We start from the raw sequence: 21,535 nt of genomic DNA, 5'->3' as shown, positions 1-21,535 counted from the left end.
GGTGGGCACGAGTGCCCATCCTACGCCGGCACTGCATCCTTCCCCCCGTAGGGTGGGCACTCGTGCCCACCGGCAATCGCGGAGCTCCTCATGACCAGACCCCTGGACGGGATCACCGTCGTTTCCCTGGAGCACGCGATCGCGGCACCGTTCTGTACGCGCCAGCTCGCCGATCTCGGCGCACGGGTGATCAAGGTGGAGCGCCCGGGTGCGGGCGACTTCGCGCGGGCGTATGACGGCCGCGTGCGAGGCCAGGCTTCGCACTTCGTCTGGACCAACCGTTCCAAGGAAAGCCTGGCGCTGGACCTGAAGGAGCCGGCCGCGCTGGCCGCGCTCAAAGCACTGATCTCTAAGGCCGACGTGCTGGTGCAGAACCTCGCCCCCGGCGCTGCTGCGCGCATGGGCCTGTCGTTCGAAGCACTGCACGAAGCGCATCCGCTGCTGATCGTGTGCGACATCTCGGGGTATGGCGAAGACGGCCCCTACCGCGACAAGAAGGCCTACGATCTCTTGATCCAGGCCGAGGCTGGCATGTTGTCGGTGACGGGCACGCCCGACACGCCTTCCAAGGCCGGCAACTCGATGGCCGACATCTCGGCGGGCATGTATGCGTACAGCGGCATCCTCGCCGCGCTGCTGCAGCGCGCGCGCACCGGCAAAGGCAGCCACATCGACGTGTCGATGCTGGAATCGCTGGCCGAGTGGATGAACTACCCGCTGTACTACGCGTTCGATGGCGCGCCGCCGCCGCCGCGCACGGGCGCGTCGCATGCCAGCATCTATCCGTACGGCCCGTTCGCGACGCGCGATGGCGCCGTGCTCCTGGGCATCCAGAACGAGCGCGAATGGGCGGGCTTTTGCGACAAGGTGCTGGGCAACGCGGCGCTGGCGGGCGATCCGCGTTTCGATTCCAATGCGAAGCGCAATGAGAACCGTGCGGCGCTGCAGGCACTGATCCTCGAGGTGTTCGCGACACTGGGCACCGCGCAGGTGGAGCAGCGGCTCGACGAAGCGCAGATCGCCAATGCGCGCATGAACGACATGGCGGGCCTGTGGGCGCATCCGCAACTGAAGGCGCGCGAGCGCTGGTGCACGGTGGGCTCGCCGGCGGGCGACATCCCGGCCCTGCTGCCGCCCGGCCGCAACAACAGCTTCGACTACCGCATGGACGCCGTGCCCGCCGTGGGCGAGCACACGCAGGCCATCCTGCAGGAGTTGGGCATCACGCTGGAGAACACCCGATGAACCCAGGCGCCGAACTCGCCGGCTTCGCGGCCGGCCTGCGCTTCGAGCACATCCCCGAACCGGTGGTGCGCAAGACCGAAGACCTATTGGTCGACTGGTTCGCATCGGCCGTCGCGGGCCACGGCTCGCGGCCGGTCGAAAGCATCTCCCGTTTCGCGAAGGCGATGGGCCCGCAGCACGGCGATGCCGAAGTGATCGCCAACCGCCAGAGCAGCAGTCCTTCCAGCAGCCCTTACTTTGCTGCGATGGCGAACGCCGCGGCGTCGCACGTGGCCGAACAGGACGACGTGCACAACGGCTCCGTCTTCCACCCGGCCACCGTGGTGTTCCCGCCGGCGCTGGCCGTCGCGCAGGCGCTGGGCGCCAGCGGCAAACAGTTCCTGGCAGCGTGCGTCGCCGGTTACGAAGTCGGCATTCGCGTCGGTGAATTCCTGGGCCGCTCGCACTACAAGGTGTTCCACACCACCGGCACCGCGGGCACCTTGGCTGCGGCTGCCGCCGTGGGCAACCTCCTGGGACTGGATGCGCAGCAGATGCGTCACGCCTTCGGTTCCGCCGGAACGCAATCGGCGGGCCTCTGGGAGTTCCTGCGCACCGCCGCCGACTCCAAGCAATTGCACACGGCCCATGCCGCCGCCGCGGGACTGATGTCCGCATACCTGGCGAAAGACGGCTTCACCGGCGCCGACCGGATCTTCGATGGCCCGCAAGGCATGGCGGCGGGCATGTCCAGCGATGCCGACGCGGCGAAGCTCGCCGACGGGCTCGGCACGCGCTGGGCCACGGCGGAAACATCGTTCAAGTACCACGCGTCCTGCCGCCACACCCATCCGGCCGCCGACGCGCTGGCGCAAGTGATGCGTGATCACGCATTGACGCCGAGCGACATCGCGCGTGTGGTCACGCACGTGCACCAGGGCGCCATCGACGTGCTGGGTCCCGTGGTCGACCCAAAGACCGTGCACCAGAGCAAGTTTTCGATGGGCACCGTGCTCGCGCTGGTCGCGCATTACCAGCACGCAGGTTTGCCCGAGTTCGAAGCGCACTTCCGTGACGACGCCATCATGCAACTGCGCGACCGCATCGAGATGGCGCTGGACGCAGAGGTCGATGGCGCCTACCCGCGCCGCTGGATCGGCAAGGTCACCGTGCACACCACGGACGGGCGCACGTTGCATGGCCGCGTGGACGAGCCCAAGGGCGACCCGGGCAACACGCTCAGCCGCGAAGAGATCACCGCCAAGGCGCTGCAGCTCGCGGCGTTCAGCGGAGGCGCGTCCGAAGCAGAGATGCGCGCCGCGGTCGAGCGGCTGTGGCAGGTCGCGCAGTGGCCGCGCGTCGGCGCCTTGTTGAACACATGAAGCCCGCCGCCTCCGTGCTGGCAAGCGCCCGCTCCTTCCTGTTCGTGCCCGCCGACCGGCTGGACCGCCTGCCCAAGGCGCTGGCCAGTGGGGCCCACGCCGTGATCATCGACCTGGAAGACGCTGTCGCGCCGGAGCACAAGGCCGACGCGCGCCGCGCGCTGGCGCGCGAATGGACTGCCCTGCCCGCCGAGCAGCGTGCGCGCACCGCGCTGCGCATCAACGCCGCGGGCAGCGCGCATCATGAAGACGACCTCGCCCTGCTGCGCCAGCTTGCGCCGAACCCGCCGGGCGCGGTGATGCTCTCCAAGGCCGAAACCGCCACGGCCATCGAGCGCGTGGCGCGCAGCGCCGTCGCACCCGTGTTGCCGTTGATCGAGTCCTCACAAGGCCTGCATGCCGTGGACATCATCGCCCGCGCGCGCGGCGTGTTGCGCATTGCATTCGGCCACCTGGACTTTCAGGGCGACCTGGGGATGCATTGCAGCGCCGACGAGCGCGAGCTGGACTCGGTGCGCCTGGCCCTGGTGCTGGCCTCGCGTCGCGCCAACCTGCCGGCCCCCATCGATGGCGTCACCGCCTCGCTGGACGACGAAGCGCGGCTTGCCGCCGACATCGACCGCAGCCGCCGCTTCGGCTTCGGCGCCAAGCTGTGCATCCACCCCAAGCAAGTGGGCGCCGTGAACGAAGCGCTTGGCCCCACGCCCGCCCAGCGCGAATGGGCGCAGCGCGTGCTCGCGGCCAGCCAACTGAACGGCGCCGGCGCGTTTCGCCTCGACGGCGAAATGGTCGATGCCCCCGTGCTGCAGCGCGCGCGAAGCCTGCTGCAACCCGCCTGATCCCACCTCACCCGATGACCTCGCCAACCCATTCTCAAGACGCCCCGCTCGCGGGCATGCGCATCCTCGACCTCACCCGCCTCTTGCCCGGGCCTCTCGCGACGCAACACCTCGCCGATCTCGGCGCCGAGGTGATCAAGGTCGAAGACACGGGCGCCGGCGACTATGCCAACCCGGCAGTGCGGGCCCTCGTCAATCGCGGCAAACGCGCGATTCGCATCGACCTGAAGCAGCAAGAAGGCCTCGCCACGCTGCTGCGCCTCTGCCGCGGCGCGGACGTGCTGGTGGAAGGGTTCCGACCCGGCGTGATGCAGCGCCTGGGCGCGGGCTATGACGCCGTGGCGGCCGTCAATCCGCGCCTCGTCTATTGCAGCATCAGCGGCTTCGGCCAGACCGGCCCACTGGCACAGGCGCCGGGGCACGACATCAATTACACCTCGCTCACCGGCGTGGCGGACCAGGTCGGCAACGCGCACGGCCCCGCGCTGTCGAACCTGCCTTTGGCGGACCTGCTGGGCGGCACCATGGTGGCGGTGAAGGACATCCTCGCAGCGCTGCTGGGCGCGGCGCGCACCGGCAAGGGCCGGCATGTCGATGTCGCAATTGCCGATGGCGTGCTCTCGCAGGCCGTGCTGCCGCTGGCGGCGCTGCATCAGCATGGGCGCGTGCAGCCCCTCGGCGAAGGAAGCCTCACCGGCGCCCTCGCCTGCTACGGCTTCTACCGCACGGCGGACGGCCGCCACATGGCCGTCGGCGCGCTCGAGCACAAGTTCTGGGACGCGTTGTGCAAGCGGCTGGAGCGCGCCGACCTCGCGCCGCTGCACCGCACCGGCGACTCCGCGACCGAGGAGCGCGTGCGCGAAGAACTGCGCGCGACGTTCGCGGCGCGGCCGCTGTCGCACTGGGCCGCGCTGTTCGCCGATGGCGAGGCTTGCGTGACGCCCGTGCTCCGGCTGGACGAGACGCTCGCGCATCCGCACTTCCAGGCGCGCGGCTTTCGCGTCGATTCCGCCGGCGGCGCGCCGCAACCCGGCGAACACACGCAAGAGGTCCTGCAAGCAGCCGGCTTCCACGCGGACGAGATCGCGGCCTTGCGCGCGGCCGGTGCCGTCGCCTGACGGGACAGCAAGCGCTCCTACAATGGTCCGGCTCCTCGCCCGAACACGGATGCCCGCACCTCACCACACCGTCGCCATCCAGCAGGTGCACAGCATCCTGCTGGGTGCCCGCGCGCGCGGGTTCGACATCGCGCCGCTGCTGGCGCGCGCGGGCATCGCGCCCGTGCTGCTGGAGTCGCCGCTGGCGCGCGTATCGCAGCAGCAATATGCCCTGCTGATCCGCGCATTGCGCCGCACGCTGCGAGACGAACTGTGGGGCCTGGGCGGCCGGCCGTTGCGCCCCGGCAGTTTCGGCCTTTGCATGCAGCAGCTCGTGCGCTGCACGACGCTGGGCGAGGCGCTGCGCAGCGGCTTCGCCTTCTACGACTTGATGATCGACGACTTCGTCGCGCGGCTGTCCGTGCACGGCGACAAGGCGCTGATCCAGTTCGTACTGCGGAGGCCCGGTGACGCGCGCCTGGACTATGCGATCAAGGCCTTCATGCTGTTCACCTTCGGTTCGGCCTCGTGGCTGGTCGCACGGCGCATCCCCCTGCAAGGCATCGACTACACGGCAGGCATGCAGTCCAGCGAAACCTCGCGCGTGTACCAGGCACCCATCCGCCAGAACCAGCCGCACGTGGGCATGTGGTTCGAGGCCCACTGGCTGGACCTGCCGATCGTGCAGACCGCGCAAAGCCTGCGCGAGTTCCTGTCCGGCGCGCCCGCCAACCTGATCGTGAAATACCGCGACACCAGCAGCCTCACCGACCGCATCCGGCGCTTGCTGCGTCGCCGCCTGGGCAGTGAGCTGCCGTCGCTGGAAGAAGTGGGCGACTCACTCGCCGTCACGCCGCAGACGCTGCGCAGGCGCCTTCGCGAAGAAGGCCGTGGTTTCCAGCAGATCAAGGACGAGCTGCGCCGCGACACCGCGATCGAGTATCTCGCTCAGACGCGCCTGCCCCTCATCGAGATCGCCAATCGCGTGGGATTTTCCGAAGCCAGCACGTTCCACCGCGCGTTCAAGAACTGGACCGGCGTCGCACCAGGGGAATACCGCAGTTCGATCGAAGAGATGTCATCCCGGGCCTGACGCGCCGTCCACGTACCGACATGGCGGCGGGATCGGGGCGGCGGGGCACTCTGCGCTGCGAATGTCCCCCGTCGCGGCAAGCCGCTCCCTCCTCCTTTATTTCGCTGCGCAGAGCGCCCCACCACCCCGATCCGGGAGACGTTGTCGGTATTCGACCGTCGCGCGCCAACTCGGTCCCCCATGGATGCCGGGTGGCCGATGCGGCGAAATAAAGGAGGCGGGAGGCCGGAGGCCGACGGGGGACATTCGCTGCATCGGCCACCCGGCGTCCATGGCTGCGCACATGGCAGCGACAAATCCGCCAATCGCTTTGGCATTTCCGGCCATTGGTGCATGGGACCTGGCGCCGCACACTGCGGGCCATGTATCTGACCCAAGGACTGCACCGCTCGTTGCAGCGCCACCCCGACAAGACGGCCCTCGTCCACCTCGACGATTCGGGCGAGCGCCGGCTGAGCTTCGCCGAGATGATGGACCGTGTCGCCAAGCTGGCCGCCGTGCTGGCGCGCCGCGGCGTGAAGTGCCGCGACCGCGTCGCCATCCTCGCGCCCAACAGCGATCAGCTGGTGCAGGCCATCTACGCCTGCTGGTGGCTGGGCGCGGTGGCCTGCCCGCTCAACACCCGCTGGAGCGCGCCGGAGCTCATCCATGCGCTGGACGACAGCGAGGCGTCGCTGTTGCTGGTCGATGCTTCGCTGGCGCAGTCCGTGCCGGACGCGACCACGTCGCGACTCACATTCGACGAGCTTGCGCAACTGGCCGAAGCCCAGTCGCCGATGGCGGACACGCGCACCGGCGGCAACGCGCTGGCGGCGATTCTCTACACCGGCGGGACCACCGGCCGCTCCAAGGGCGTGATGCTGAGCCACGCCAACTTCTGGTCGGCGTCGATGACGCGTGGCGCCGAGCTGAACAATTCGCCCGATGCGGTGTCGCTGCTCGTCGCGCCGCTGTTCCACGTCGCCGGCCTCGGCCGCCTCGTGGGGCAGACGCTGGTAGGCGGCGGCTGTGTGACGATGGCCCAGTTCCGCACACCGGCGGTGCTCGGCGCAATCGAACGGCATGGCATCGGCGACATCGTCGTCGTGCCCAGCATGCTGCAATCGCTGCTGGACGACCCGGGCTTCACGCCCGCGCGCGTGCAGAGCCTGAAGCGCATCGCTTTCGGCGCCGCGCCCATGCCGCCCGACCTGCTGGACCGTGCACTGGCCGCCTGGCCCGAGTCCGAGTTCTTCCAGGCTTACGGCCTCACCGAAACCGCGGGTGCCGTGTGCATCAACCTGCCTGCGAACCACCGTCCCGAAGCACGCGCCCTCGGCCGCCTCAACTCGGTCGGCCGCGCCGGCCTGGGCGCCGAGATCATCGTCGCGGACCCGGCCGGGCGCGAACTGCAGCGCGGTGAAGTCGGTGAAATCCTGGCCCGCGGGCCGATGGTGATGGAAGGCTACTGGCGCCAAGCCGAGACCAGCGCCAAGGCGCTCGAAGGCGGCTGGCTGCACACCGGCGACGCCGGCCGCATGGACGCGGACGGCTACCTGTTCATCGTCGACCGGCTGAAGGACATGATCATCAGCGGCGGCGAAAACGTCTATTGCGCCGAAGTGGAAGCAGCGCTGCGCAGCCACGCCTCGGTCGCCCAAGCCTCGGTGATCGGCATCCCCGACCCGCTGTGGGGCGAGGCCGTGCACGCCGTCGTCGTGCTGCGCCCGGGCGTGACCTGCGGCAACGAGCGCATGACCGACGAATTGCGCGCCTGGTGCCGCCAGCGCCTCGCCGGCTACAAGTGCCCGCGCGGCATCACCTTCGCGGAAGAACTGCCGATGTCGGCCGCCGGCAAGGTGCTCAAGAACGTGCTGCGCGAACGGGTCACGGCATGAAGCCGGTCGCCGCTGCCGATCCTCGCACGGTGTTCGGCCAGGTGCCCTTCATGCAGCTGCTGGACATGCGGCGCGAATTCTCCGAAGGCGGGCGCGCGCGGCTGGTCATCGACGAGCGAGCGGAGATCGGCAACGTGATCGGTGCCATCCATGGCGGAGTGGTCATCACGATGCTCGACGTGGTGATGGCCAGCGCCGCCGTCTCCAAGCTCGAGTTCACGCGCACCGCCGTCACGCTGAACCTCAACACCAGTTTCATCGAGCCTGGCCGCGGCCGGCTGACCGCCGACGGCGAAGTGCTTTCCCACGACGACAGCGTGGCCTGGTGCCGCGCCGCGGTCACCGACGGACGCGGCCACGTCATCGCGCAGGCACAAGGCTCTTTCCGCTACCTGCCCCTCCCCATCCCCCAGGAGACAACATGATGCTCACCTCTCTTTCGCGCCGCGCGGCGCTGGCCGCGCTCATGGCGTTCGGCGCCTGCGCTACGCCGGCGTTTGCCGCCGACCCGTTCCCTAGCAAGCCGATCCAGCTGGTGCTTCCGTTCCCGCCCGGCGGCTCGTTCGACCCGATCTTCCGCTCGCTGGCCGAAGCGGCCGCCAAAGACCTGGGCCAGCCGGTCGTGCTGATGCACAAGCCCGGCGCCGGCGGCGTGACCGGCACCGCCAGCCTCGCGACGATGAATGAGGCCGACGGCTACACGATCTCCGTGATGCACAACTCCGTGATCCGCGCGCCACTGGTGACGAAGGTGAGCTGGGATCCGCTGAAGGACTTCACCTACCTCATCGGCCTGGCCGGCCTCACCACCGGCATCGTCGTCGCCACCGACGCGCCGTGGAAGACGCTGCCCGACCTGCTGGCCGACGCGAAGAAGCGCCCGGGCGCCATCAGCTGGGGCAATGTGGGCGCGATCAGCATCAACCGCATCTACGGCGAGCGGCTCGGCAAACTGGCGGGCACCACTTTCAACATGGTGCCGTTCAAGGGCGGCAGCGAAGCCTTCACCGCGGTGATCGGCCGCCATCTCGACGTGTATGGCGACCCGGGTTTCGGCGCGCAGGTGCAAGGCGGCAAGGTGCGGCTGCTCGCCACTTTCACGAATGAACGCTTGAAGAACTACGGCGCGCCCACCGTCAAGGAACTGGGCTACGACCTGGTGATCGATTCGCCCGTGGGTTTGGTCGCGCCGAAGAACCTCGACCCGAAGGTTGCAGCGCGCCTCACCGCTGCGTTCCGCAAGGCGGCCACCGATCCGGCCTACCTGCGCCAGCTCGAGCTGTTCGACATGCAGTCAAACGTCATCAGCGGCGAGGAGTATCACAACTACGCCAGGGCCCAGTACCAGCGCGATGCCAAGATGCTGCAGGAAATCGGCTTCAAGCCGGAGTAAACACATGGACATCACCCAATTCAAAGGCCGTCACCTGTTCGTGGCCGGTGGCTCCAGCGGCATCAACTTCGGCATCGCGCAAGCGTTCGCCCGCGTCGGCGTCAACGTCACGCTGATCAGCCGCTCGGCCGACAAGGTGGCCGCGGCGGCCACGCAGCTGCAGGCGCTGGGCACACAGGCCATGGGCATCGCAGCCGACGTGCGTCAGCCCGAAGCGCTGCAGGCCGCATTCGCGCAAGCCGAGGAACGATTCGGCCCTATCGACATCCTGGTGTCGGGTGCGGCCGGCAACTTCCTGGCCACCGCGCTCGACATGTCACCGAACGCGTTCAAGACCGTGGTCGACATCGATCTGCTGGGCAGCTTCAACGTGGCCCGCATGGCGCATGCGCACCTGCGCAAGCCCGGCGCCTGCATCGTCCAGATCTCCGCCGGCCAGGCCTTCACGCCCACGCCGTTCCAGGCGCACGTGTGCGCCGCCAAGGCGGGTGTCGACATGCTGACGCAGGTGCTGGCCATGGAATGGGGACCGCAGGGCATCCGCATCAATTCCATCGTGCCTGGCCCGATCGCCGACACCGAAGGGCTCAAGCGCCTCGCGCCGACCGAGGAGACACTCACCGCCATGGCCGAGCGCGTGCCGCTCAAGCGCCTGGGCAAGATCGAGGACATCGCGCGCATGGCCATGCTGCTGGCCAGCGACTGGGGCTCGTACATCACGGGCGCGATCATTCCGGTCGACGGCGGGCTGGCGATGAGCGGCCCGCGCGATTTCACCGCGGCCGCCGCCGCTTCGCGCCGGGAGAAAAAATGAGCTTGCACGTTGTGGCCAAAAACGACACCAAGCCGCGCAGCGGCCGCGACCGCCATGTGCCGTTCACAGTCGAGGTGGGCGTGAAGGTCGAGAGCGCCGAAGCCGGGGTATCGGTCGTGTCGGTGGAACTGCGGCCCGAGCTGTTGAACAACCACGGCGCCGGCCATGGCGGCGTGGTGATGACGCTGCTCGACTGCGCGATGGCCAACGCCGCCCTCTCACGGGTGAACTACGAGCGCGAAGTCGTCACCATCGACATGCACATCGCCTTCATGCGCCCCAGTTCCGGCCGCCTGGTCGCAACCGGCCGCGCCACCGGCGGCGGGAAATCGGTGTGCTTCTGCGAAGCCAGCATCGTCGACGCCGACGGCGAGATCGCGGCCCAGGCGATGGGGACTTTCCGCTACCGTGATCCGGTCTAAGCTCATTGCTTTCGGCCACGCCAGAAAGGACCCCACCCCATGATCACTCGCTACGCCCTTTTCGAAGGCTCTGTCCACGAGGGACAGACAGAAGCCTTTCGTGCCGCCGTCCTGGCCGAAGTCCTCCCTCACTGGAATGCGTTTCCAGGCGCTCTCGCAGTTCGGGTCAGTTTTTCCAATGAGCGCGACGACGGCGCCCCGGAGCTGCCTTTGATCCTTGCTATCAGCTACGCGGATCGAGCCGCAGTTGACACGGCTCTGGCCAGTCCGGAACGTGCAGCGGCAAAGGCGGCGACCGAGTCGGTTCTGGCGCGCTACTTCGATGGCCGCATTCACCACCACATCACCGAGGCGCACGACTATCCGCACTGAGTTGCGAGTGTGAGTCGAAGACCCTGTTCCTTTACCTCCCAGGTCATCGCCTTTCGCGAAGGCTCGCGGTACAACCCAGCATCGCTTCGAAGGGTTGAACCATGCGCTTTGTCGTCCCGGCCGTCCTCATCCTGGTCGCAGTTATCCACGCATTGCCCGTCCTCGGCATGCTTGGGGCCGCCAAGCTCTCACAACTCTACGGCATCACGGTTCAAGACCCGAACCTTGAACTGTTGCTGCGGCATCGAGCCGTTCTCTTCGGGCTCCTGGCGGCCTTGCTGGCGTACGCGGCCATCCGCCCGGAACTGCAGCGCCTTGCCTTGGTGATCGGGTCCGTGAGCGTCGCCTCCTTCCTGGTGCTCGCGCAGTTGTCCAGTTCCTACAACGACGCCTTGGCAACGGTCGTCCGCGCGGACTGGCTTGCGCTGGCGCTACTTTTGATTGCGGCGGTCGCCCACGCGGCCACAGCGACGGCGGCCTTATCGGTCGAAAGACCTGTGCGCTGATAGCTCGCACCGCGAGAGCCTGCCGGACGATTTGGCGGACAGTGTCTCCCGAATCTGGGGGTGGGAAAAATGGAACTGGCGAAAGCGCCGCAGTTCGCATGCCGGCGCCGGCCATGAGCCGCTCGCCTATGGCGAGATCGCGGCGCGGGCGATGGGCACGTTCCGCTACCGCGATGCGCAACCTCAGCTCTCCAGCTTGAAATCTTCCGTCGAAATTCCCAGCCGCCGCATCTTGTCGTAGAGCGTCTGCTTCGGAACACCAAGCGCCTTGGCGCTCGTGCCCACATCGCCCCGGTGGCGCCGAAGTTCCTCCTGGATCATGGAGCGCTCGAACTGCTCGACCTGCTCGGGCAGGCTGCTCGCCGCGGCGTGGCTGCCCGCCGTCAGGTTCATCCGGTCGCCGAACAGCCCCAGCACGAAGCGGTCGGCGACGTTGCGCAGTTCCCGAACATTGCCGGGCCAGGCATGGGCCATCAGTTCGCCGAGTTGAGCGCTGGTGAGCATGGGGGCGGCTCGTTGGTAACGGCTGGCCGCCAGCAACACGAAGTGCTCGAAGAGCAAGGGGATGTCTTCCCGGCGCTCGCGCAGCGGCGGCAGCTCGATGAAGGCGACGCCGATGCGGTAGTACAAGTCGGCCCGGAATTTCTGCTTGTCGCTCAGGACTTTCAGGTCCTCCTTCGCGGCGGCGATCACGCGGCAATCCACGGCGATGGGCTTGTTGGAGCCGACGTGCTCGATGCTGCGCTCCTGCAAGGCCCGCAGGAACTTGATCTGCACCGCGATGGGCATGCTCTCGATTTCATCCAGGAAAAGCGTGCCGCCATGCGCGTGCTCGAACTTGCCGATGCGCACGCGGGTCGCGCCGGTGAAAGCGCCGACTTCGTGGCCGAACAGTTCGCTTTCGGCCAGCGCTTCGGGCAGGCCGCCGCAGTTCAGCGGCACGTAGTTGGCGCGGCGCCGGTCGCTGTGATCGTGCAGGCAGCGGGCAACCATGTCCTTGCCGGTGCCGGTCTCGCCATAGATCACCACGTCGGCCGAAGTAGCCGCCAGGTTCAGCACCATGCGCCGCACGTTCTGCATCTGCGCCGAGCGCCCGAGCAGGACCGCCTGGATGCCGTGCCAGTTCTCCAGCTGGTCGCGCAACGCCTGCACTTGCAGCACCAGGTGGCGCTTCTCGGCGGCGCGGCGAACCACCGTGACGAGGTGCTCGGAGGAGAACGGCTTCTCGATGAAGTCATACGCGCCCTGCCGCATGGCCCGCACCGCCATTGCGATATCGCCGTGCCCCGTGATCAAGATCACCGGGAGCTCCGCGTCGATGGCGCGGACCTCGTTGAGCCAATCGGTGCCCGCCATGCCGGGCAACCGGACGTCGCACACGACCACCGCCGGAACGCCCGCATGAACGCTCGCGCGCGCTTCCTCGGCGCTCGCGAAGCCGTCCACTTTCAGCCCCGCCAGTTCCAGCGCCTGGGTGCTGCCCAGCCGCATGTCGCTGTCGTCGTCGACAAAGATCACCCTGATCTGCTTTGCATCACTCATTCAAAAACTTCCTCTTGCGTCACCGCTTGCGTCAATTCGATCGCGAAGCATGCGCCCCCGTCGTCCATGTTGTGGGCTCGCAATGTGCCGCCCCACTCGCGCAGGATGTGCGCCGAAATCATCAGGCCCAATCCCAGCCCCGCGCCCGCTGGTTTGCTGGTGATGAACGGCTCGAACAAGCGCGGCAGGATGTCGGCGCGGATTCCGGGGCCGGTGTCGCACACCTGGATCCTGCAGTTGCCGCCTGCGATGTCCGAAGCAGCGGCCACGACCCGCACGCGCCGCGCGGCAGACGTGGACACGGCATCGATGGCGTTGCCCAGCAAGTTCACGAGAACCTGCTCCAGCCGTGCATCCTCTGCCATCACGGCCAGCCCGTCCGGCACCTCCACGATCATTTCGACACCGTTGTCGCGCAAGCGCTGCGACACCAGGAACTGCGCATTGGAGATCACCTGCCGCACGTTCACGGCCTCGCCCGAAGGGCCGCCCTTGTGCGCGAAGGCCTTGAGCTGGTGGGTCAGACGCCCGAGGCGATCGACGAGGTGGGCGATGCGCTCGAGGTTGCTGCGCACATCGTCGAGCCTGTCGTGTTCAAGCAGCACACAAGCGTTGTCCGACAGCATGCGCATGGCGCCCAAAGGCTGATTGAGTTCATGCACCATGCCAGCCGACATCTGGCCCAGCGCCGCCATCTTGCCAGCATGCACCAGCTCGGCCTGCATGGCGCGCAGCTCGGCGGTGCGGGCCACGACCTTGGTTTCAAGGCTGTCGTGCGCGGCCTGTAGGGCCGCGCGGTTGGCCAGCTTGTAGCGCACGGCCCGCTGCCGTTGCCACAGCACCGTGACCAGCAGCAGCAGCACCGACGTGCCCAGCGCGGCTGTGATCGCAAGGTTGCGCGCTTCGGCGGCGACAGGGGCCACGTCGTCCAGGGCGATCAGGCGCCAATCGGTGCGGCGCAATGGCCGTTCGGATGTGAGGTAGCCGGCGCGCCAATCGAGCGGCCTGAGCGCCGCGTCGCCGTAGGGCCGCGTGCTCGCGATCTCCGCCAGGACGGAGGACGCCAGTGGCGCCAGCGGCCTGAACTTCCACTCGTCGCGGGACGACAGGATCACGACGCCGCGTTCATCGACCAGCACCACGTCGCCGGGAAGGTTCTTCCACGCACGCTCTGCTTCCTCCAGGTCGACCTTCACGGTGGCGATCCCTCGCGGGAGGCCCTGCTGCCGCAGGGCGTAGGACAGGTAGTATCCGGCGCGCTTGCTCGTGATGCCCACGCCATAGAAGCGGCCGCGTCCCTGCGCCAGGGCCTGCTTGACATAGGGGCGGAACGAGAGGTCCGTGCCGACCGGCGTGCCCGACTCTTTCCAGTCCGACGCGGCCAGGGCCATGCCGGAGCGGTCCAGCACATACAGGTTGGAAGCGCCAGCCGTGACGTTGACGCCCTGCAGGTAGCGATTGACCTGATCGCGCAGCGCGGGGTTGGCGGGCGCGTCGAGCAGCGCGAAAACGCTGGGCGTCATCTCCAGCAGCGACGGCAAGTACTCGAAGCGCGCCAGGTCGCTCTCCAGGCCCGCGCCCACCATGTCGAGCCGATGGCCGGCTGCACCGCGCAGGCGATCGATGCCCGAACGCATGGCCGCATCGTGGGCCGCAAGCGCGGCGGCGCCGATGATCGCGAGCGATGCGATCCAGGTCAGGGTGCGGGTAAGCCAGCGCTTCACGCCGGTCTCGCCCCGGCTGGCGGCGTTCGGGGTGATGATTTTGGCTCCAGGCAAAGTCGGAGCCAGTGTGCCACGAAGCATGCCCCGTTCTCGGGGCAACAAATACGCATTCATGCGTACTTCAGCTCCGTCGCCTTGCCGCGAAATACGCGGTACGCGAACACCGTATAGGCCGCAATCACCGGCACTGAAATGCAAACGCCGAACAGGATGACCTTCAGCGCTGCCGGGCTGCTGGCAGCCTGCCAGATGGTCAGGCGATCGATCACGACGTACGGATACAGGCTGTAAGCGAGCCCGAGAAAGCCCAGGACGAACACGCCGATCAGCAGCACGAAAGGCAGCCAGCACAGCGGGCCACGGACCATGCGCGTGTCAAGCAGGCGGCGCACCGTCAGCAGAGCCGCCACCGTGACCAGCGGAATGGCCATCAACGCGATCACCGCCGGCAGCGTGAACCAGCGCTCGCGCACCGTGGCGCTGATCCAGGGCGTGGCCAGCGAGATCAGGCCCAGGCCGACCACCATGGGGCCCCACGCCAGCTTGGCCCAATGGATGGCCTTTTGCTGCAACTCGCCTTCTGTCTTCATCACCAGCCAGGCGGCCCCGAGCAGAACGTACGCCATCGGCAAAGCCGCCGCGATGGCCGCGGCGAAGAGCGGGTAGTTCCAGCCTTCGCCGAACCCGCTGATGTAGCGGCCGAGCATCCAGCCCTGCGCCACGGCGGCGAGCGTGGAACCGGTGAAGAACATGCGGTCCCACATCGGCTTGTGGTCGGCCTTGGCCTTGACGCGGAAGTCGAACGCCACGCCGCGCAGCGTGAGACCCACCAGCATCAACGCCACCGGCAGGTACAGCTCGCCCAGCACGAGGCCATGCGCCTTGGGGAAAGCGACCAGCAGGATGCCGACGCCCAGCACCAGCCAGGTTTCGTTGGCATCCCAGAACGGCCCGATGGAGGCGATGAGCACGTCTTTCTCGGCGGCTGTGGCGCGCGGCAGCAGCATGCCCACGCCGAGGTCGTAGCCGTCGCTGATCACGTACAGCAACATCGCGACGCCCATCAGCGCCATGAAGATGACCGGCAGGGATTCGTCGAAAGTCATCAGGAAACCTCCGCCCTGCGGGCTGCGGTGCTATGAGCCTTGGGAGCGGCCCGGCGGCTCATGCCATGCTCCCACCGACGACCGCGACCGGAACGTCGGTCGCCGGGTCGAGCACATCCCAAGGTTTCTCGGCCATGTACTTGATGACCGCGACGTAGGCGAGTATCAACGCGAGGTACATCGCGATGTAGCTGGCAAGCGTCAGCGCGATCATCGGCGCCGGCACGGCGGAAGCCACATCGGCCGTGCGCAGCAGGCCAAAGACGATGTAGGGCTGGCGCCCGATCTCGGTCACGTACCAGCCGGCCAGCGTCGCCACCCAGCCCGAAAAGGTCATGCCCGCCAGGCCCCAGAGCAGCCAGCGCGGCAGCCGCTGCGCCTGCCACCCGCGGCGGCGGTAGAGCCACCAGCCCGTCCAGCTGGCCGCCAGCATCAGCATGCCCATGCCGACCATGGTGCGAAATGCGAAGAACATTGGCGCAGCCGGTGGGTGGCGGTCACGGAAATCGTCCAGCCCCTTGATCTCGCCGTCGGGGTCGTGCGTGAGGATCATGCTGGCCAGCTTCGGGACGGCGATCTCGAAGTGATTCGTGCGCGCCTGCCCATCGGGCAGCGCGAACAGCAACAGCGGCGCGCCGCGGGTGGTCTGCCACACGCCTTCCATCGCGGCGATCTTCTGCGGCTGGTGCTTGAGTGTGTTGAGGCCATGCAGGTCGCCGACGAAAATCTGCACGGGAATCAGCAAGGCCCCGAGCGTGAGGCCCACGCGCAGCACCTTCGGCGTCGAGATGTTCATGCAGCCGCGCAGCACCTGCCACGCACTGATGCCTGCGAGCAAGAAGGCCACCGTGAGCGCCGAGGCCAGCAGCACGTGCACGAGCCGATAGGGAAATGACGGATTGAACACCACGTCGAACCAGCTCTTCACATGGAATTGCCCGGCGATCACTTCATGCCCGGCCGGTGTCTGCATCCACGAGTTCAAGGCCAGGATCCAGAACGCGCTGAGCGTGGTGCCGAAGGCAACGAAGAAGGTCGCCAGCAGGTGGACGCGCTCGCTCACTCGCCCATGGCCGAACAGCATGATGCCCAGGAAACCCGCCTCGAGGAAGAAAGCCGTCAGCACCTCGAAGGCGAGCAGCGGCCCGGCGACGTTGCCCACCTGCTCCATGTAGCCCGGCCAGTTGGTGCCGAACTGGAAGCTCATGGTGATGCCAGAGACCACGCCGAGCGCGAAGGTCAGCGCGAACACCTTGGTCCAGAAACGATAGGCCACGAGCCAGTCGCCCGCATGGGTAGCCAGCCAGCGCCAGCGAAAAAACAACAGCGTCCAGCCGAGCGCGATGCTGATGGTCGGGAACAGGATGTGGAAGCTGATGTTGGCCGCGAACTGCATGCGCGCCAGGAGGATGGGGTCCATGCGGCTTGTCCCTTATCTATCTCACCTGGCGCGCGATGACTTTAGCGGCGGCGTGCGCTGCCCGCGGCCGCCTTGGCCTGCGGCTGCAAACCCTCGGACATGCCGATCAGCACACCGCTCACCAGCGATGCATAGCTGTCCATCATGGCCTGCGCCGCATTCATCCCGGAGGTGCGGCCCGCGCGCACTGCCGTGCGAGCCTGCTCCACCAACTGTTCGACCGCCGCGCCGGCCTGAGTGCCCGTGTCGGTGCCCTTGCCCTTCATGGTCTGTAGCACTTGCTGCCACGGCGCTTGCAGCGTACCGCCGGCGCCCTGCGTGGCCTTGGAGACCGTGGTGAAGAAGACGTCCTCCATCTTCTCCAGTTGCGCCACGGCGGCTTTCATCTTCCCCTCCTTCAAGTCCAGGCCCTGGGCAACGAACCCCTGCAACGCCTTGCGCTGTGCTTCCACGGCTTGCAACAAGGCGGCATCCATGCCGGTGAAGGCCTTGCCCAGCATCGCTTCGACATCCACGGCCTTGGCCGGGTTCTGCGCCGCACCGGCGGAGGCGGCCTCGGTCACCGTCTTGAGCACCTTGCGGATGTTGTCCAGCGTCAGCTCGCGGCCCTGCAGGGCTTTGAGCGTGGCCTCGCTCACCGTCTTGCGCAAGGTCTCGCTCTGCTTGGTGGTGGCCTGTGAGAACGCCGCGATCAGCGCGTCCTGGTCGATTCCGGATTTGATCATTGTGTCTTGCCGTTCATTGCATGTGTTGGCCGCCGTTGATGGCGATATTGGCTCCGGTCACGAACGCGGCTTCTTCGGAGGCGAGGTAGATGATCAGGCCCGCGACTTCCTCGGGCTTGCCCAGCCGGCCGACCGGGATGTTCGGCAGGATCTTGGAGTCCAGCACCTCTTGCGGAATCGCCGTGACCATCTTGGTCCCGATGTAGCCGGGCGAAATCGTGTTGACCGTCACGCCCTTCTTCGCCACTTCCAGCGCCAGTGCCTTGGTGAAGCCGTGCACGCCGGCCTTGGCCGCCGAGTAGTTGGTCTGGCCGAAAGCGCCCTTGGAGCCGTTGACGGACGACACGTTGATGACGCGGCCCCAGTTGCGCTCGACCATGCTGTCGGCCACCTGCTTGGTCATGTTGAACAGGCTGTCGAGGTTGGTGCGCAGCACCGCGTCCCAGTTCACCTTGTCCATCTTCTTGAAGGTCATGTCGCGCGTGATGCCGGCGTTGTTGACCAGCACGTCGACCGCGCCCAGCTTTTGCTGGACGGCGGCCACAGCGGCATGGCAGGAATCGATGTCGGCCACGTCGCAGGGCACGGCCAGGATCTCGTAGCCCTTGGACTTCATCTGCGCCACCCACTCGGCGTGCTTGGCATTGCCGGGCGAGTAGGTCACCGCCACCTTGTAGCCGGCATCGACCATCTTGGTGGAAATCGTCTCACCCAGGCCGCCCATGCCGCCGGTGACCAGAACTACGCGTTGCTTGCTCATTTCATTGCTCCTTGTTGAAACTGTGTCTTGATCTGTTCCAGCGAACACCGCGGATCCGGCTTTGCCGGGCCGCTGGTGTTGCCCCCTGAGGGGGAGGCGCCGAAGGCGCTTCGAGGGGGAGCGTCATACTCGCTCGACGGCGAGCGCGACGCCCATGCCGCCGCCGATGCACAGCGAGGCGAGGCCCTTGTTGGCGCCGCGCCGGCGCATCTCATGCAGCAGCGTGACCAGGATGCGGCAGCCGGAAGCGCCGATCGGATGGCCGATGGCGATGGCGCCGCCATTGACGTTGATCTTGCTGGTGTCCCAGCCCATCTCCTGGTTCACGGCGCAGGCCTGGGCGGCAAACGCCTCGTTGATCTCCATCAGGTCGAGGTCTTGCGCCGACCAGCCCGCCTTCTTCAGGCACAGCTGCGAAGCCGGCACGGGGCCCATGCCCATGATGGTGGGGTCCAGGCCGACGCTGGCGTAGGCGCGAATCACGGCCATGGGCTTCAGTCCCAACGCCGCCGCGCGTTGCGCAGTCATCACCAGCACCGCTGCGGCGCCGTCGTTCAGGCCCGATGCGTTGCCGGCGGTGACTGTGCCCGCCTTGTCGAAGGCCGGACGCAGGCCCGACAAGCCTTCCGCGCTGGTCTTGCGATTGAGGAATTCATCGGCCGAAAAGACGATGGGGTCGCCCTTCTTCTGCGCGATGGTGAACGGCAGGATTTCGTCCTTGAACTTCCCCGCGTCCTGCGCCGCGGCGGCCTTCGTCTGCGAGGCCAGTGCCAGCGCGTCCTGCATCTCGCGCGTGACGCCATACTTCTTCGACACGTTCTCGGCCGTGGTGCCCATGTGGTACTGGTTGTAGACGTCCCACAGGCCGTCGGTGATCATCGAGTCGACCATCTTCCAGTCGCCCATGCGCTGCCCGTCGCGCGAGCCCAGCAACACGTGGGGGGCGGCGCTCATGTTTTCCTGCCCGCCCGCCACCACGATGTCGGCGTCGCCGCAGCGAACGGCCTGCGCGGCCAGCATCACGGCCTTGAGGCCCGAGCCGCACACGGCGTTGATGGTCAGGCCCGGCACGGCTTGCGGGAGGCCGGACTTGATGACCGTCTGGCGGGCCGGGTTCTGCCCTGAGCCGGCGGCCAGCACCTGGCCCATGATGACTTCGCTCACCGCGTCGCCGGGCACGCCCGCCGACGCCAGTAAGCCTTTGATGACGTGCGCGCCCAGGTCGGGGGCTGCAGTCTTGGCCAGGGTGCCGCCGAAGCGCCCAACGGCGGTTCGGGCGGCGGCGACGATGACGATGTCGGACATGGATATCTCCTCTTTCAGTGGGTAAGGGTGGACAACGGGGGCGGTGGCCTCATGGCGCTTTTTCTTTCACGTAGCGCCCGGGTGCCGGCTCGAGAGCGGGGAACTTGCGGCTGCCGGGTTTCTTCGGCGCCGCGATCTGGGCGCCGGCATGCTTGGCGAGCCATTTGCTCCAGGCCGGCCACCAGCTTCCGGGCACCGACTCGGCGGCGTCGAGCCAGGCCTGCGGCTCGTCCCGCACTTTCCCGACCCAGTGGTTGCGCTTACCCTTGGCGGGCGGGTTGATGACACCGGCGATGTGTCCGCTGGCGCCCAGCACGAAGGTGATGTCGCCACCGAGCAAGCCGGTGCTCTGGTAGGCCGTCTGCCAGGGCACGATGTGGTCGTCGCGCGATGCATAAAGGAACGCCGGAACGTCGATGTCGCCAAAGTCCACCGCCTGCCCGCACTGCACCGTGGCGCCCGGCTCGCACAGCTTGTTTTCCAGGTAGGCGTTGCGCAGGTACCAGCAGTACATCGGGCCCGGCAGGTTGGTGTCGTCGCCGTTCCAGAACAGGAGGTCGAAGGCAGGTGGCGCCTTGCCTTTCAGGTAGCCGTTGACGACGTAGGGCCAGATGAGGTCGTTGGCGCGCAGCGCCGCGAACACTTGTGCCAGCTCACGCCCTTTCAGCAACCCGCCCTGGCCGATGGCCGCTTCGCGCCGGGCCACCAGTTGTTCGTCGACAAGCAGGCCGATCTCCCCGGTGTCGGTGAAGTCCAGCATGGTGGTGAGCAACGTCATGCTGGAAACCTTGTCTTCGCCGCGCGCCGACAGCACCCCCATCGCGCAGGCCAGCAAGGTTCCGCCGACGCAAAAGCCGAGCGCGTTCACCTGATCAGATCCACTGATCGCGAGCGCGGTGTCGATGGCCGCGATCACGCCCTGCTCCAGGTAGTCGTCCCATCCCAGATGTCCCTGCGCAGCCGAAACATTGCGCCACGAGACCAGGAACACCGTGTGCCCCTGCGCCACGGAATGCGCGACCAGCGAGTTCTCCGGCTGCAGGTCGAGAATGTAGAACTTGTTGATGCAAGGCGGCACGATCACCAGGGGACGCTGGTGCACCTTGGCGGTGGCCGGCGTGTACTGGATCAGCTGCATCAGCTCGTTCTCGAACACGACGCTGCCGGGCGTGGTGGCGACGTTGCGGCCGACTTCGAAAGCCTGGTCGTCGGTCATCGAGATGCGGCCTTTGGCCACGTCCTGAATGAACTGCTGCATCCCCTCGGCCAGGCTCACGCCGCCCGTCTCCAGCGCAAGCTGCAGCGCCTCTGGGTTGGTGGCCAGGCAGTTGGCCGGGCTGAGCGCATCCAGCACCTGGCGCAGCGCGAACTGCGCCTGCGCCTTGGAACGGGCATCGGCCGGCGAGGCATCGATCGAGTCGCACAGCACCTTGGCGTACGACAGGTAGTTGCGCGCCATCGCGTCGAACCCGGGGTGGTTGCGCCATGCGTCGGCCGCGAAGCGGCGGTCGGTTCCCGGCGCATCGTTCGCCGCCTGGAAGAACGATGGCATCGGCGTGGCGAACGCATGCAGCATGCCCTGCTGCGCCTTCGCCAGCTCGGTCATCCAGTTGGCAGGATCCCACGGGGACGGAGGTGCGGTCATGTTCGTTGCTTCCTGGTCTGTGGTGTCGAGAGGGGGTGATCCATTGCGGGGTGCGCGCCGCCAAGGACGCCGGGCGGACGACTCCGCTCGTGTCCCCCGGCGCGGGAGGCGCCTCCTCCTTTACCTCGCTGCATCGGCCACCCAGCGCCCTCGGCGGATTCGGTGTCGGGGTGCATCCGGCGACCAAACAACCACGCCGTGTCCGGATCAGGACGGTGGGGCATTCTGCGGAGCGAAGTAAAGGAGGAGGCGCCCTCCCGGCGCCGGGGGACATGAGCGCAGCAGAGTG

General features: G+C 67.4%; 20 protein-coding genes. 12 read left to right on the top strand and 8 right to left on the bottom strand.

What is annotated here, in order from left to right:
• The first annotated feature begins 90 nt into the window (after positions 1-90).
• The 12 genes from EEB15_RS15295 to EEB15_RS15240 all read left to right on the top strand — a co-directional run bounded on the left by EEB15_RS15295 (position 91) and on the right by EEB15_RS15240 (position 11,019).
• On the top strand, positions 91-1,245 hold the full coding sequence (locus EEB15_RS15295; RefSeq protein ID WP_141510738.1) for a CaiB/BaiF CoA-transferase family protein: 1,155 nt from the start codon (positions 91-93) through the stop codon (positions 1,243-1,245).
• Complete coding sequence (locus EEB15_RS15290) at positions 1,242-2,606, top strand: MmgE/PrpD family protein (RefSeq protein WP_141510737.1); 1,365 nt, start codon at positions 1,242-1,244, stop codon at positions 2,604-2,606. The genes EEB15_RS15295 and EEB15_RS15290 overlap by 4 nt, the downstream gene beginning before the upstream one ends.
• Positions 2,603-3,445, top strand: coding sequence for a CoA ester lyase (locus EEB15_RS15285; protein WP_141510736.1), 843 nt, complete (start codon positions 2,603-2,605; stop codon positions 3,443-3,445). Before EEB15_RS15290 ends, EEB15_RS15285 begins: the two co-directional genes overlap by 4 nt.
• A 56-nt stretch (positions 3,446-3,501) precedes the next feature.
• Entirely contained in the window at positions 3,502-4,563 is a 1,062-nt protein-coding gene (locus EEB15_RS15280) for a CaiB/BaiF CoA-transferase family protein (protein ID WP_233259493.1), read from the top strand.
• 49 nt (positions 4,564-4,612) lie between these two features.
• Positions 4,613-5,635: an AraC family transcriptional regulator gene (locus tag EEB15_RS15275; protein WP_141510734.1), complete on the top strand. Its 1,023-nt coding sequence runs from the start codon at positions 4,613-4,615 to the stop codon at positions 5,633-5,635.
• A gap of 362 nt (positions 5,636-5,997) precedes the next feature.
• Positions 5,998-7,512 (top strand): class I adenylate-forming enzyme family protein, encoded by a 1,515-nt coding sequence (locus tag EEB15_RS15270; protein ID WP_141510733.1) that lies wholly within the window; start codon positions 5,998-6,000, stop codon positions 7,510-7,512.
• Positions 7,509-7,937: a PaaI family thioesterase gene (locus EEB15_RS15265; RefSeq protein ID WP_141510732.1), complete on the top strand. Its 429-nt coding sequence runs from the start codon at positions 7,509-7,511 to the stop codon at positions 7,935-7,937. Before EEB15_RS15270 ends, EEB15_RS15265 begins: the two co-directional genes overlap by 4 nt.
• A complete protein-coding gene (locus tag EEB15_RS15260) occupies positions 7,934-8,905 on the top strand; it encodes a tripartite tricarboxylate transporter substrate binding protein (RefSeq protein ID WP_141510731.1) in 972 nt (323 codons plus the stop codon). Before EEB15_RS15265 ends, EEB15_RS15260 begins: the two co-directional genes overlap by 4 nt.
• A gap of 4 nt (positions 8,906-8,909) precedes the next feature.
• On the top strand, positions 8,910-9,719 hold the full coding sequence (locus EEB15_RS15255) for an SDR family oxidoreductase (protein WP_141510730.1): 810 nt from the start codon (positions 8,910-8,912) through the stop codon (positions 9,717-9,719).
• Positions 9,716-10,141, top strand: coding sequence for a PaaI family thioesterase (locus EEB15_RS15250; RefSeq protein ID WP_141510729.1), 426 nt, complete (start codon positions 9,716-9,718; stop codon positions 10,139-10,141). Before EEB15_RS15255 ends, EEB15_RS15250 begins: the two co-directional genes overlap by 4 nt.
• Before the next feature lie 39 nt (positions 10,142-10,180).
• Complete coding sequence (locus tag EEB15_RS15245) at positions 10,181-10,513, top strand: hypothetical protein (protein WP_141510728.1); 333 nt, start codon at positions 10,181-10,183, stop codon at positions 10,511-10,513.
• 101 nt (positions 10,514-10,614) lie between these two features.
• Entirely contained in the window at positions 10,615-11,019 is a 405-nt protein-coding gene (locus tag EEB15_RS15240) for a phosphopantetheine adenylyltransferase (RefSeq protein WP_141510727.1), read from the top strand.
• A 183-nt stretch (positions 11,020-11,202) separates the two neighbouring features.
• Here the strand turns inward: EEB15_RS15240 and EEB15_RS15235 are convergent, their stop codons facing one another.
• The 8 genes from EEB15_RS15235 to EEB15_RS15200 form a co-directional block, all read right to left on the bottom strand.
• Positions 11,203-12,561, bottom strand: coding sequence for a sigma-54 dependent transcriptional regulator (locus tag EEB15_RS15235; protein ID WP_141510726.1), 1,359 nt, complete (start codon positions 12,559-12,561; stop codon positions 11,203-11,205).
• Positions 12,558-14,339: an ATP-binding protein gene (locus tag EEB15_RS15230; protein WP_233259492.1), complete on the bottom strand. Its 1,782-nt coding sequence runs from the start codon at positions 14,337-14,339 to the stop codon at positions 12,558-12,560. Before EEB15_RS15230 ends, EEB15_RS15235 begins: the two co-directional genes overlap by 4 nt.
• A gap of 56 nt (positions 14,340-14,395) precedes the next feature.
• The gene (locus tag EEB15_RS15225) at positions 14,396-15,391 is read right to left on the bottom strand and encodes a cytochrome d ubiquinol oxidase subunit II (protein ID WP_141510724.1); all 996 of its coding nucleotides are present in this window, start codon (positions 15,389-15,391) and stop codon (positions 14,396-14,398) included.
• Positions 15,392-15,449: 58 nt separating this feature from the next.
• On the bottom strand, positions 15,450-16,811 hold the full coding sequence (locus EEB15_RS15220) for a cytochrome ubiquinol oxidase subunit I (RefSeq protein ID WP_141510723.1): 1,362 nt from the start codon (positions 16,809-16,811) through the stop codon (positions 15,450-15,452).
• A 41-nt stretch (positions 16,812-16,852) separates the two neighbouring features.
• A complete protein-coding gene (locus tag EEB15_RS15215) occupies positions 16,853-17,536 on the bottom strand; it encodes a DUF6781 family protein (RefSeq protein WP_141510722.1) in 684 nt (227 codons plus the stop codon).
• A gap of 13 nt (positions 17,537-17,549) precedes the next feature.
• Positions 17,550-18,296 (bottom strand): acetoacetyl-CoA reductase, encoded by a 747-nt coding sequence (gene phbB / locus EEB15_RS15210; RefSeq protein WP_141510721.1) that lies wholly within the window; start codon positions 18,294-18,296, stop codon positions 17,550-17,552.
• 123 nt (positions 18,297-18,419) lie between these two features.
• Positions 18,420-19,601, bottom strand: coding sequence for an acetyl-CoA C-acetyltransferase (locus EEB15_RS15205; RefSeq protein ID WP_141510720.1), 1,182 nt, complete (start codon positions 19,599-19,601; stop codon positions 18,420-18,422).
• A 49-nt stretch (positions 19,602-19,650) separates the two neighbouring features.
• Complete coding sequence (locus EEB15_RS15200; protein ID WP_141510719.1) at positions 19,651-21,246, bottom strand: alpha/beta hydrolase; 1,596 nt, start codon at positions 21,244-21,246, stop codon at positions 19,651-19,653.
• Positions 21,247-21,535: the final 289 nt, after the last annotated feature.

The sequence above is a fragment of the Ramlibacter sp. WS9 genome (genome assembly GCF_003797765.1).
Taxonomy (GTDB): domain Bacteria; phylum Pseudomonadota; class Gammaproteobacteria; order Burkholderiales; family Burkholderiaceae_C; genus Ramlibacter.
Note: the sequence above shows the minus strand (reverse complement) of the source record. Positions and strands in the feature narration are given on the sequence as shown.